Origin of the sequence: Ruegeria atlantica, from assembly GCF_947495585.1 — a bacterium.
Taxonomy (GTDB): Bacteria; Pseudomonadota; Alphaproteobacteria; order Rhodobacterales; family Rhodobacteraceae; genus Ruegeria; species Ruegeria atlantica_G.
Map to the genome: position 1 here is coordinate 52587 of NZ_CANLZK010000005.1, position 12250 is coordinate 64836.

Genomic DNA, 12250 nt, shown 5'->3' on the forward strand with positions numbered 1-12250 from the left:
AACGTGACAACCGGGCAAGGCAGGAAAAACCATGAACGCTATCCGCATTTCTTTGGCCGCCACGGCGATGGCTTTACTGGCCACATCCGCCTTTGCGCAGGACGGACAGGTTATCGTTGCGGATGATGATGTTGGCGGCGTGTACGAGGGCACTTTCCTGAACGGCCTGCGACACGGCGAGGGCACTTACCGCCTGCCGAACGGGTTCGAATATGTCGGCGAATGGGTCGAAGGCGAAATTCAGGGCAATGGCATAGCGCGCTATGTCAACGGCTCGGTCTATGAGGGGATGTTCGCGAAGGGGCAACCCGAGGGGCAGGGCAAGATCATCTACCCCGACGGCGGCAGCTATGAGGGGGACTGGGCCGAAGGGTCAATCAACGGAACCGGAATTGCAAAATACACCAACGGCGTCCGTTACGAGGGCAGCTTCAAAGACGCCCGCTATCACGGCAAAGGTGTCCTGACCGACCCCAGCGGATACGTCTACGATGGCGACTGGAAGGATGGCGTCAAGCACGGCGAGGGCAAAATCACCTCGACGCAAGGCAGCATCTATGAAGGGCAAATCAACAACGGCTTGCGCGATGGCCAGGGAACTCTGACCGTTCCGGATGGCATGACATATACTGGCACGTGGTCTCAGGACCGCATGACCGGCAAGGGCCGCTTGTTGCAGGCCAATGGCGACCTTTACGAGGGCGATCTGGTTGATGGCCGCCGTCAGGGCAATGGCAAGGCCACCTATGCCAACGGCGCGACCTATGAGGGCGAATATGCCGATGACCGCCGCCATGGAAAGGGACGCTTTCTTGGGACCGACGGGTTTGATTACACCGGCGAATGGGTGGACGGCCAGATCGAAGGACTGGGTGAGGTCACCTATCCTGATGGCGCGACCTATACCGGTGATTTCAGCGCAGATTTGCCGCATGGCAAAGGCGTTCAGACCTATCCGGATGGCACCGTCTATGACGGCGAATGGACGGCTGGCATCTTTGAGGGCAACGGTAAGGCCACGTATCCCAACGGTGTTGTTTACCAAGGACAGTTCAAGAACGGTCTGAGCCATGGCACGGGCGTTCTGACATTCGCTAACGGGTATCGGTACGAAGGCGACTGGGTAGATGGCGCGCGTCAGGGTAAAGGCAAGGCAACTTTTCCTGACGGAACATCCTATGAAGGTGATTTCCAAGACGGTCAGCGTCACGGCGAGGGAACTATAAAAACCCCACGCGGATTCAGCTATACCGGCGGCTGGGCCGAAGGCAAAATCAGTGGTCAGGGTGTGGCAACCTATGCCACCGGCGACGTGTACGAAGGCACCTTTCTGGATAACAAACGCCACGGCAATGGCACGATGCGTTATGCCAATGGCCTGGAAGAAACCGGCGTTTGGGAAAACGGGGTCCTGCCCAGTGAGAACGTAAGTGCGCCCGACGCGACGGATACCGAAACCGAGCCTGATACATCCGCCTCTGACGGGTAATCAAGCTACCAGGGCACTGGCTTTCCCGCCCAGTCAAAAAACCCACCCGTATCAGCCGCATTTAACGCGGCTGATACGGATAGCAGGTTCCGGGCGGCCTCATCAGGTGCAACCGCAGGGTGCCGCCCAACATATTTCCGGGTGAATGCTGTCGTAACCGTACCGGGGTGCAAGGCGACGCAGATCGCCTGTTTATGGCTCCGGGCAAGCTCGATCGCGGATGTGCGGACAATCTGGTTCAGCGCGGCCTTGGACGCCCGATAACTGATCCATCCACCAAGCCGGTTGTCACCAATCGACCCCACACGTGCAGACAAAACCGCAAAGACGGCGCGCCGGTCGCGCGGCAGCAAGCGCGCGGCATGCGCAAGAACTAACGCAGGTCCGACCGCATTCAGCGCGAACTGATCCATCATCGCCGGCGCGGATAGCAGTCTGATGGTTTTCTCGGGGGTGGCACCATTAACCTCAAGAGCGCCAGCCGCGACCAGGATCAGGTCGAACGGACCGGAAACGCCCGCCAATGTCCGATCTACGATCTCGGGGTCGGTCAAATCAAATCCGTCCTGTGACCGGGACAACGTGGTGACGTCGACCGACTGTTGCCGAAGCCTGTCGGCGATTGCACCTCCGATCCCACCCGAGGCGCCGATGATAAGTGCTGTTTCCATGCGGGTTGAACTAGCCGTCGGCAATGCGTGATCAACACATGTGGGAAAAAAGAAATCTCTTCATATGCCGGAGGTAAATTCGTTCTTTTCATTCCCGCCGCGCGATGTATAACCTCAACCCCATGATCAACCGCGCAGATATCCTGATTGCCGACACCGCCCTTCGCGGTGCGTCTCTGCGTGGCCTACTGATCCTAATCCGCCTCTGAGCGTGCCATCCGGCGCGCCCGCTCAGAGGAGGACGCCCGCGCGCCATAGGCTTTAGGACAGAAGAAGAAAGAGAATCCCATGACCAACGTGACCGACCAAGACCGCGTCTTGATCTTTGACACAACCCTGCGCGATGGCGAGCAAAGCCCCGGCGCAACCATGACCCATTCGGAAAAGCTGGAGATTGCCGAGCTGTTGGACGATATGGGCGTTGATATTATCGAGGCGGGGTTCCCAATTGCCTCCGAAGGTGACTTCAAGGCCGTATCCGAAATTGCCGAACGGTCAAAGAACAGCCGAATCTGCGGCTTGGCCCGCGCCAATTTCGCCGATATCGACCGCTGTTGGGAAGCTGTGAAACATGCTGGCAAAAGCCGCATCCACACGTTCATCGGCACCTCGCCGCTGCACCGTGCCATTCCGAACCTGACGCAGGACGAAATGGCCGACAAAATTCACGAAACGGTCAGTCACGCGCGCAATCTGTGCGAAAACGTGCAGTGGTCGCCGATGGATGCTACGCGGACCGAATGGGAATACCTCTGCCGCGTGATCGAAATTGCGATCAAGGCCGGTGCGACAACAATCAACATTCCTGACACGGTCGGCTACACGGCACCGATGGAGTCTGCTGACCTGATCAAACGTCTGATCGAAACGGTTCCGGGCGCGGATGAGGTGGTCTTCGCGACCCACTGCCACAACGACCTTGGCCTGGCGACCGCAAACTCGCTGGCTGCTGTTGCAGGTGGTGCACGTCAGATTGAATGTACCATCAACGGCCTTGGCGAACGTGCCGGTAACACCGCGCTGGAAGAGGTGGTGATGGCACTGCGCACACGCAATGACATCATGCCCTGGAACACCGGCATCGACACCACCAAGATTATGCATATCTCGCGCAGGGTCGCGACGGTGTCCGGTTTCAACGTGCAGTTCAACAAGGCCATCGTCGGCAAGAACGCATTCGCGCATGAAAGCGGCATCCATCAGGACGGCATGCTGAAGAACCGCGAAAACTTTGAAATCATGCGCCCCGAGGATATCGGTCTGTCCGGGACATCCTTGCCGCTGGGCAAACACTCGGGCCGCGCGGCGCTGCGTGATAAGCTGAACACGCTGGGTTATGAGGTTGGCGACAACCAGCTCAAGGACATATTCGTTCGGTTCAAGGAGCTGGCCGACCGCAAGAAAGAAGTATTCGACGACGATCTGATCGCGTTGATGACGCTGGATGATGACGACGGCGACGATCACCTGCAACTGGTTTCGATGAAGGTTACCTGCGGAACCGTCGGCAAGGCCGAAGCCACCATCGAGATGGAAGTAGGCGGCAAGGAAATCATCGCCACCGAACAAGGCGACGGCCCGGTCGACGCAGCGTTTCGCGCCATTCGCGTCGTGCATCCGAACACAGCCCACTTGCAACTTTATCAGGTGCATGCCGTGACCGAAGGTACGGACGCGCAAGCCACAGTATCGGTGCGTCTGGAAGAAGACGGCATGATCGCAACCGGCCAATCCGCCAACACCGATACTGTCGTGGCCTCGGCCAAGGCGTATATCCACGCGCTGAACCGCCTGATCGTGCGCCGTCAAAAGGCAGGTCCTGGCGCAGATACCCGGGAAATCAGCTACAAAGATCTTACTTGAAAAAAAAGGGGCGGTCGATTGTCGACCGCCCCTTCTCTATTATCTCCAGCCGCATTACGGCCAATAGAATAAGGTCAGATCTGCTGGCTTTTCTGTCCCGATCAACGAGTAGTCATACACCGGCGTATCGTTGAGATCGTTCAGCCCCGATACTGCATACCCTTCGGTTGGTATGTAGTTCGCGTCATAGTTCAGATCATAATCGCCGTTTTCGTCGTGAAACGCGATAACAGCAAAATACCCGCTGTCGAGGTCGGGAAAGTCGAAGCGGAGCGGGTCCTCGGACGCTGGTGCCTCTAGGTAGCCAACGGCTTTGGTGTAATCCATATTGTCAAACGCCGTCGCCTGGTCAAACGCCATGACAATCACGTTGCCCTTGGTGCTGCGCGCACCGTGCAGATTGACGGTCAGACCCTTGTCTTGCGAGGTCCCTGTGGTGGAAGCCGCTGCTTGGTCAATATCTGTGGTGAAACCAGAGGCGACCCAGGCACCTCCGACAAACAGACCTGCCGTTACGATGGCCGCCACGATGCGTTGTGTGTTGCTTGGCATCTTTTGCGCTCCTACGCCTTACTTCGCGGGTTTACTCTGTTTACGACCGTTCTTTGGCTGCCAGCCCGGAGGTCCGAAGAAAACACCCAGCTTGTTGCCGAACCCTGGCATGTTCCGGACATCCTTGAACAGGCGGGCAAAGCCGTGAAGGAAGGCGACGAAAGGATTGATCGAGTCGATCGGTTTGACGAGGCCGTAGACCACCTCTTCCTTTTCGTCTTCGAACGTTCCGAACATACGGTCCCAGATGATCAGAATCCCGGCATAGTTCTTGTCCAGGTATTTCGGGTTTGATCCATGGTGAACGCGGTGATGCGACGGCGTGTTGAAGATGTATTCAATCGGGCGCCACAGCTTTTTGATAACTTCGGTATGCAGGGCCGTCTGATACAGTTGCACCAGCAGTTCCGCGACCAGCACCATGAACGGGTTGAACCCCAACAGCACAAGCGGCAGGTGGAAAAACAGCGGCCAAAAACCATCCAGCGGACCATGGCGATAAGCCACTGATATATTGAAAAAGGGAGAGCTATGGTGAACCGAATGCGTTGCCCAGAGGAAGTTGATCCGGTGCAGAATTCGGTGCTCCCAGTAATAGGCCAGGTCTGCAAGGATCAGCACGATGATGAACGAAGCCCATGTTGTCGGAATATCGAACACGGCAAATTGCGAAGCCCAGACATAGGCACCGATATAGAAACCAGCCAACAGAACAAAGCTGATACCGATGAAGAAAACGAGCGTGATGAAATTGGTGACGGTGTCACCCATCATCTGCCAGTTCAGCTTTTTGACGACTGCATATCGGATCAATTCGAAGGCCAGAAAGGCCATGGCGAAGACGAAGAACCAATCGTCAATCAAAGTTTCCCAGTAATTCAGATGAAAATCACTGATATGGCGGCTTAGGAAGTCCATCGAAGCAATCCGATTCCCGTTTGTTGTCATGCGTGACAACTTATTTACGAGATCACCGCCGGAAATCAAGGTCCCGGCGTTGAAAAAACGGTTTCTCCTGCAAGTCCATTGCTGTCACAGCAGATTTTTCACCTGCGTGGCATACTTTGGGAAACCCCATGTGATCACTGATTGCTCATCCGCGCAGTTTGCCGAACAGGCCATCCAACGTTTTGGAGCACTCGCTCAGACCATAAGGCGCGTTCACGACAAACATTCCCGAACCAACCATACCGTGCCCTTCGCGTGCGGCCGGAAAGCGCACCTCGTGATGCAAAACTTTGGGGAAATCCCGTTTCTCCAAAGCGTCGCGCATGCCCTGATGCCGCCCATTGGCCAGTATCGGATACCACAGTGCAATGACACCGACGTTCCATTTCCGGTTCAACGAGGCGATTATACCGGGCATTCGGTCATAATCAGATTTGATCTCATAGCTTGGATCAATCAGCAAAACGCCACGGCGCGGTGTCGGGGGCAGCAGAGATTGGGCCAGCTCAAAGCCGTCCTGCCGATAGGTTCGGGCATCAAACGTGATCAATGCGTCGGACAGTGCTCGGTATTCTTGCGGGTGCAATTCGGCAAAGTGCATCTTGTCGTATGAGCGCAAAAGGTTCGCCGCAATTAAAGGCGATCCCGGATATGCGGATGTGCCGTATCGGTCGTGTACAGCGGCAATGGCTCGGCTCAGAGGATGATCGGCGTCAAACCAGCCTTCGGTCAACGCACGTTCGATTCCCGCAGCTGCTTCACCGGTCTGAACGGCCTGATCCGAGTCCAGCTTGTACAGCCCCCGCCCCGAATGGGTTTCGATGTAGCTTAGCGGTTTGTCCTTTTGGGTCAGATAGGCCAGCGTTTCTGCCAAAATTGCGTGCTTATGGACGTCCGCAAGGTTACCTGCGTGGTAAATATGTTGATATGAGAGCATGATGCCTTCTAAAGTCCCTGCAATTAAGGCGGAAAGGTGCTGATTGTCGCGGAATCAGCCCTTTTACCGGGCGAGTTGGCACCCTATAAGTCATCCGTCCCGGAACCGTCGAGTCGCGGGCAGTAGAAAACTGACATACAGGATCAGGGAAAAATATGGGGATCTTTGGCAATCTGGGCGGCCTGTTCACAGCGGACATGGCTATCGACCTTGGTACAGCGAACACGCTGGTTTACGTCAAGGGTCGCGGTGTTATCCTGTCTGAACCCTCTGTGGTGGCGTATCACGTCAAGGACGGCGTAAAAAAGGTTCTGGCTGTTGGCGAAGACGCCAAGCTGATGCTGGGCCGGACCCCTGGATCGATCGAAGCCATCCGCCCAATGCGCGAAGGCGTGATTGCCGACTTTGATACGGCAGAGGAAATGATCAAGCACTTCATCCGCAAAGTGCACAAGCGTTCAACTTTCTCGAAGCCCAAGATCATCGTCTGCGTTCCCCATGGCGCGACCCCTGTTGAAAAACGCGCGATCCGTCAGTCGGTTCTGTCCGCAGGCGCCCGCCGCGCCGGTCTGATTGCCGAACCTATTGCAGCCGCGATTGGTGCAGGCATGCCCATCACCGACCCGACCGGCAACATGGTTGTCGATATCGGCGGTGGTACCACCGAGGTTGCTGTTCTGTCGTTAGGTGACATCGTATATGCCCGCTCGGTCCGCGTCGGTGGTGACCGTATGGACGAGGCGATCATCTCGTACCTGCGCCGCCAGCAGAATCTGCTGGTCGGTGAATCCACGGCCGAGCGGATCAAGACCACCATCGGCACTGCGCGCATGCCCGACGACGGCCGCGGCCAGTCGATGCACATTCGCGGACGCGACCTGCTGAATGGTGTGCCAAAGGAAATTGAAATTAGCCAGGCCCAAGTGGCCGAGGCGCTGTCTGAGCCTGTCCAGCAGATTTGCGAGGCGGTAATGACTGCGCTGGAAACCACTCCGCCCGACCTGGCGGCGGATATCGTGGACCGGGGTGTGATGCTGACCGGCGGCGGTGCGCTGTTGGGTGATCTGGACCTTGCCCTGCGCGAACAGACCGGCTTGGCTGTGTCGATTGCCGACGAAAGCCTGAATTGTGTGGCTTTGGGCACCGGCAAGGCGTTGGAATACGAAAAACAACTGCGCCACGCGATTGACTACGAAAGCTAAGGCGCGCACCCTTTACCACATAGGGTAAATTCGGCACGAGCAGCACGGGAAGGAGTCCTGTGGCAAAAGACCGATCACAGCGCGATGAATACACAACCCCCTTGCGCCGCCTGCTGCTGGGGATTGTTGTGTTGTGTCTGCTGGGAATCTTTCTGATCTGGCGGATCGACAGCCCGCGCGTGGAACGGTTTCGCGCACAGGTCGTGGACACTGTAGTGCCGTCGATGGAATGGGCCATGGTTCCTGTCACCGCCGCCGTCAATCTGGTACGCGATTTCCAAAGTTATCAACGACTGAGCGACCAGAACCAGGAATTGCGCAGCGAATTGCGCATAATGCGCGCCTGGAAAGAAGCCGCACTGCAGCTGGAGCAGGAAAATGCCCGGCTATTGGATCTGAACAATGTGCGCCTTGATCCGCGCCTGACCTATATCACCGGGGTGGTCATGGCCGATAGCGGCTCGCCCTTCCGCCAGTCGGTCCTGCTGAACGTGGGTGAGAGAGACGGAATCAGGGATGGCTGGGCCACGATGGACGGGATTGGCGTCGTCGGGCGTATCTCGGGCGTTGGCCCCGACACCGCGCGTGTCATCCTGATGACAGATGCTTCCAGCGCTATACCGGCCACAATTCAACCGTCTGGCCAAACCGCCCTGATCACCGGCGACAACACGCAATCCCCGTCGGTGGAATTTTTGGAAAACCGCGAATTGGTACGCCCTGGCGACCGCGTTGTGACCTCGGGCGATGGTGGCGTGTTCCCCGGAGGGCTGCTGATCGGGCAGATCACCGAAGACCCCGGCGGGCGTTTGCGGGTGCGCCTCTCCGCAGATTTCGAACGACTGGAATTCCTTCGCGTTCTGCGCTTCCACTTGGCCCCGGTGATCTCGGATCCTGGCGGCATCGTGGGTCCACGGCAACCCGAGGCCGCCCTGACCCCGCCGGAGGTCGGCGATGGATAGGCAAACCTCGCATCTTTGGCTCAAACGCAGTTTGTACGTGTTTCTGGCGTTGCTGGTAATGTTCCTGCATCTTCTGCCATTGGACACACAGCCGGATCGCTGGCCGTTTCCGGACATGCTGATCGCGTTAACCTTCGCCTGGGTTCTTCGCCGACCGGAATACGTTCCCATTTTTCTGGTTGCTGCAGTGATGCTGATGGCCGATTTGCTGCTGCAACGGCCTCCGGGCCTGCTGGCAGCACTCGTGGTTTTGGGATCGGCGTATCTGCGCTCGGCCGCGCCCGGAATGCGCGACGCCGGGTTTATGGCTGAATGGACAACGGCCGCTGTGGTGATCGCGGGGATTTTCATATTGAACCGCGTAATTCTTGCTATTCTATCGGTACAGCAAGCAGCGTTGGGTCCTGTGGTGATACAAGTGGTTCTGACAATTGCGGTTTATCCTCTGGTCGTTCTTCTCAGCCAGAATGTACTTGGCATTCGGCGCGTGTCAGTGTCGGATCCCGGCACAAGAGGGGCCCGGGCATGAAACAACGCAATCCCAAAGCGCAAGGTTTGGCATACAAACGCCTGCCGCGCCGCGCGTTGATCCTGGGCGGGTTGCAGACTGCGTTTATCGGCGGCCTGGCAGCGCGAATGCGCTTTATGCAAGTGGATCAGGCTGACGAGTACCGTCTGTTGGCCGAAGAAAACCGGATCAACATTCGTCTGATCCCCCCGACGCGCGGGCGCATTTATGACCGCAACGGCCAGATAATCGGGCAAAACACGCAGTCGTATCGTATTGTTATGGTCCGCGAAGATGCGGGCGACGTCGACAAAGTCATCGCCAAACTTTCAGAGCTTATCCCGCTGACTCAGGAAGAGATTGACCGCGCCAAGACCGAGATGCGCCGCTCTGCCCCGTTCCTGCCAGTCACGCTGGCCGATCAGGTCACGTGGGAGGACATCTCCAAGGTCGCGGTCAATGCGCCCGCTCTGCCCGGCGTTACGCCCGAAGTGGGCATGGCCCGTCAGTATCCCCGCTATGAGGATTTCGCCCATGTCGTTGGTTATGTCGGGCCGGTCAGTGACTATGACCTCAGCCTGATCGAAGATCCCGAACCGGTGTTGCGTATCCCCCGGTTCCAAATCGGCAAGGTCGGACTGGAGTCCAAACAGGAAATCACCCTGCGCGGTAAAGCCGGCGCAAAACGTGTCGAGGTCAACGCCACAGGCCGCATCATGCGCGAGCTTGACCGGCAAGAAGGCGAGGCCGGGGCCGATCTGCAATTGTCCGTTGATGCGGACCTGCAGCAATACGCCCAGGCGCGCTTGGCCGGTGAAAGCGCGGCTGCCGTCGTCATCGACTGCGAAACCGGGGATATCCGGGCCATCAGTTCTGCCCCCAGTTTCGACCCGAACCTGTTCGTGCGCGGGATATCGGTCGCGGATTACCGGGCATTGACTGAAAATAACTACCGCCCGCTGGCCAACAAGACGGTTCAGGGCACCTACCCGCCGGGTTCGACCTTCAAGATGATCACCGCTCTTGCCGCGCTTGAGGCCGGAGTGGTTAGCCCCGGCAACACCGTCTATTGCCCTGGGCACCTGAAGGTCGGTAGCCGCCGCTTCCACTGCTGGAAGCGCGGCGGGCATGGGACAGTGGATCTTAACTTGTCACTAAAGCGCAGCTGCGACGTCTACTACTACGATGTCGCCGTGCGTACCGGCATCGACAAAATCTCTGAAATGGCGCGCAAATTCGGACTGGGCGTCAAGCACGATATCCCGATGTCAGCTGTCGCCGCGGGTTTGGCCCCCAATCAGGCATGGAAAGAGCGGGTCCACGGTGAAGGTTGGCTGGTGGGCGACACCGCGAATGCCTCGATCGGGCAAGGGTTCATGCTGGCCTCGCCCCTACAGCTTGCGGTCATGACGGCAAGGATCGCCACGGGCCGGGCCGTGACGCCCCGTCTGGTGCGGTCCGTCAATGGCGTCGAGGAACCGTCAGGAGCAGGTGAGCCGCTGGACGTCAATCCGTACAACCTGAATCAGGTGCGCAAAGCGATGTTCTCGGTCTCAAACGACAGGGCTGGCACCGCCTATCGCAGCCGCATCATCAATGATGAATTCCGCATGGCCGGTAAGACAGGGACCAGCCAGGTGCGCAACATCACCAAGGCCGAACGCGCGGCTGGCGTAATCCGCAACGAAGACCTGCCGTGGGAACGGCGCGACCACGCGCTGTTCGTCAGCTATGCGCCGTACGACAATCCGAAATACGCCGTGGCAGTTGTGGTGGAACACGGCGGTGGCGGATCCAAGGCAGCGGCCCCGGTCGCGCGAGACATCATGCTGCAGGCTCTGTACAACGGCACCCCACCGCTCGAGGCTTATCCGGTTGCAGATCGTGACCGCATTAAGGAACAACAAAAACGGCTTGAGGGCGACCGTCGCCCCAAAGCGCGACCCGATGAAAAGGACCGCGCATGAGCTATCTTGAGTACGCCGTCAAATCCACGCCAACGGGGTTTCGCAAGTTCCTCTACATGAACTGGCCGCTGACTTTGTTGCTGATCAGCGTCGCCAGCGCCGGATTCCTGATGCTGTACTCAGTCGCGGGCGGGTCCTGGATGCCCTGGGCCGAACCCCAGATTGAGCGGTTCGGACTGGGACTGACCGTTATGTTCATCATCGCGTTGGTGCCGATCTGGTTCTGGCGCAACATGTCCGTTTTGGCCTATCTCGGCTCGATCGTTCTGCTGATTTTTGTGGAACTCTTTGGCACCATCGGCATGGGTGCGCAGCGTTGGATCGACCTTGGGTTCATGAGGCTCCAGCCTTCCGAAGTCATGAAGATTGCGCTGGTCATGGTTCTGGCCGCCTACTACGACTGGTTGCCTTCTCATAAGACATCGCGACCGCTCTGGGTGCTTATCCCGGTCATCCTGATCCTGATCCCTACAGCTATGGTCCTGAAACAACCCGATCTGGGCACTTCGATCCTGTTGTTGGCGGCGGGCGGGGGACTGATGTTCCTGGCTGGAGTGCACTGGGCTTATTTCGCCGCCGTTATCGCGGCGGTGGTCGGCTTGATTGCGACAGTGTTCAATAGCCGGGGCACCGAGTGGCAGTTGCTCAAGGATTATCAGTTCCGCCGAATAGACACTTTCCTTGATCCCTCCACCGATCCGCTGGGTGCAGGCTATCACATTACCCAGTCGAAAATTGCGTTGGGGTCAGGCGGCTGGAACGGGCGCGGGTTCATGCAAGGGACGCAGTCGCGCCTGAACTTTCTGCCCGAAAAGCACACGGACTTCATCTTTACCACGTTGGCCGAGGAATTCGGGTTTGTCGGAGGCATCACTTTGCTGACCCTTTACGCCCTGATTATTATCTTCTGCATGGTTACGGCTTTGGCGACAAAGGACCGGTTCTCATCCCTGGTCACCTTGGGGGTCGCGCTCAACTTCTTCCTGTTCTTTGCGGTCAATATGTCCATGGTCATGGGCCTTGCACCGGTTGTGGGCGTGCCCCTGCCGATGGTCAGCTACGGCGGGTCCGCCATGCTGGTTCTGATGGCCGCCTTCGGCATTGTTCAAAGCGCGCATATTCACCGCCCCCGCTGAATTGAAAGGCCCTTC

General features: G+C 57.8%; 11 protein-coding genes. 7 read left to right on the top strand and 4 right to left on the bottom strand.

Annotated elements, in window-relative coordinates:
* Positions 1 to 31 precede the first annotated feature (31 nt).
* Positions 32 to 1489: an MORN repeat-containing protein gene (locus QMP16_RS11040; RefSeq protein ID WP_282152425.1), complete on the top strand. Its 1458-nt coding sequence runs from the start codon at positions 32 to 34 to the stop codon at positions 1487 to 1489.
* Positions 1490 to 1494: 5 nt separating this feature from the next.
* On the opposite strand, the gene QMP16_RS11045 is transcribed toward QMP16_RS11040, so the two are convergent.
* Positions 1495 to 2160, bottom strand: a complete 666-nt coding sequence (locus QMP16_RS11045; protein ID WP_282120155.1) for an SDR family NAD(P)-dependent oxidoreductase — start codon at positions 2158 to 2160, stop codon at positions 1495 to 1497.
* 288 nt (positions 2161 to 2448) lie between these two features.
* Between QMP16_RS11045 and QMP16_RS11050 the strand changes: the two genes are divergently transcribed.
* Positions 2449 to 4023, top strand: coding sequence for a 2-isopropylmalate synthase (locus QMP16_RS11050; protein ID WP_282152426.1), 1575 nt, complete (start codon positions 2449 to 2451; stop codon positions 4021 to 4023).
* A gap of 54 nt (positions 4024 to 4077) precedes the next feature.
* Here the strand turns inward: QMP16_RS11050 and QMP16_RS11055 are convergent, their stop codons facing one another.
* From QMP16_RS11055 to QMP16_RS11065, 3 genes are all read right to left on the bottom strand, one after another.
* Positions 4078 to 4575 carry a DUF2141 domain-containing protein gene (locus tag QMP16_RS11055; protein ID WP_282152427.1) on the bottom strand — a complete coding sequence of 166 codons (498 nt, stop codon included), beginning with the start codon at positions 4573 to 4575 and terminating at the stop codon, positions 4078 to 4080.
* Positions 4576 to 4593: 18 nt separating this feature from the next.
* Positions 4594 to 5523, bottom strand: coding sequence for a sterol desaturase family protein (locus QMP16_RS11060; protein WP_282152428.1), 930 nt, complete (start codon positions 5521 to 5523; stop codon positions 4594 to 4596).
* Between the two features lie 145 nt (positions 5524 to 5668).
* The gene (locus tag QMP16_RS11065) at positions 5669 to 6460 is read right to left on the bottom strand and encodes a 23S rRNA (adenine(2030)-N(6))-methyltransferase RlmJ (RefSeq protein ID WP_282152429.1); all 792 of its coding nucleotides are present in this window, start codon (positions 6458 to 6460) and stop codon (positions 5669 to 5671) included.
* 155 nt (positions 6461 to 6615) lie between these two features.
* Here QMP16_RS11065 and QMP16_RS11070 point away from each other — a divergent pair, with 155 nt between their 5' ends.
* From QMP16_RS11070 to rodA, 5 genes are read left to right on the top strand one after another with little or no spacing between them, the layout of a single operon-like run.
* On the top strand, positions 6616 to 7662 hold the full coding sequence (locus QMP16_RS11070; RefSeq protein WP_039523195.1) for a rod shape-determining protein: 1047 nt from the start codon (positions 6616 to 6618) through the stop codon (positions 7660 to 7662).
* A gap of 59 nt (positions 7663 to 7721) precedes the next feature.
* Positions 7722 to 8624 (top strand): rod shape-determining protein MreC, encoded by a 903-nt coding sequence (mreC, locus tag QMP16_RS11075; protein WP_282152430.1) that lies wholly within the window; start codon positions 7722 to 7724, stop codon positions 8622 to 8624.
* A complete protein-coding gene (locus QMP16_RS11080) occupies positions 8617 to 9153 on the top strand; it encodes a rod shape-determining protein MreD (protein ID WP_282152431.1) in 537 nt (178 codons plus the stop codon). Before mreC ends, QMP16_RS11080 begins: the two co-directional genes overlap by 8 nt.
* Positions 9150 to 11099, top strand: a complete 1950-nt coding sequence (mrdA, locus tag QMP16_RS11085; RefSeq protein WP_282152432.1) for a penicillin-binding protein 2 — start codon at positions 9150 to 9152, stop codon at positions 11097 to 11099. The genes QMP16_RS11080 and mrdA overlap by 4 nt, the downstream gene beginning before the upstream one ends.
* Positions 11096 to 12235 carry a rod shape-determining protein RodA gene (rodA, locus tag QMP16_RS11090; RefSeq protein ID WP_058273483.1) on the top strand — a complete coding sequence of 380 codons (1140 nt, stop codon included), beginning with the start codon at positions 11096 to 11098 and terminating at the stop codon, positions 12233 to 12235. The genes mrdA and rodA overlap by 4 nt, the downstream gene beginning before the upstream one ends.
* Positions 12236 to 12250: the final 15 nt, after the last annotated feature.

Bases quoted from the DNA above. Each gene is read 5' to 3' on its own strand.
- QMP16_RS11045 (WP_282120155.1), bottom strand. From the start codon at position 2,160: ATGGAAACAGCACTTATCATCGGCGCCTCGGGTGGGATCGGAGGTGCA.
- QMP16_RS11080 (WP_282152431.1), top strand. From the start codon at position 8,617: ATGGATAGGCAAACCTCGCATCTTTGGCTCAAACGCAGTTTGTACGTG.
- QMP16_RS11065 (WP_282152429.1), bottom strand. From the start codon at position 6,460: ATGCTCTCATATCAACATATTTACCACGCAGGTAACCTTGCGGACGTC.
- QMP16_RS11040 (WP_282152425.1), top strand. From the start codon at position 32: ATGAACGCTATCCGCATTTCTTTGGCCGCCACGGCGATGGCTTTACTG.
- QMP16_RS11050 (WP_282152426.1), top strand. From the start codon at position 2,449: ATGACCAACGTGACCGACCAAGACCGCGTCTTGATCTTTGACACAACC.
- QMP16_RS11060 (WP_282152428.1), bottom strand. From the start codon at position 5,523: ATGACAACAAACGGGAATCGGATTGCTTCGATGGACTTCCTAAGCCGC.
- rodA (WP_058273483.1), top strand. From the start codon at position 11,096: ATGAGCTATCTTGAGTACGCCGTCAAATCCACGCCAACGGGGTTTCGC.
- mrdA (WP_282152432.1), top strand. From the start codon at position 9,150: ATGAAACAACGCAATCCCAAAGCGCAAGGTTTGGCATACAAACGCCTG.
- QMP16_RS11070 (WP_039523195.1), top strand. From the start codon at position 6,616: ATGGGGATCTTTGGCAATCTGGGCGGCCTGTTCACAGCGGACATGGCT.
- QMP16_RS11055 (WP_282152427.1), bottom strand. From the start codon at position 4,575: ATGCCAAGCAACACACAACGCATCGTGGCGGCCATCGTAACGGCAGGT.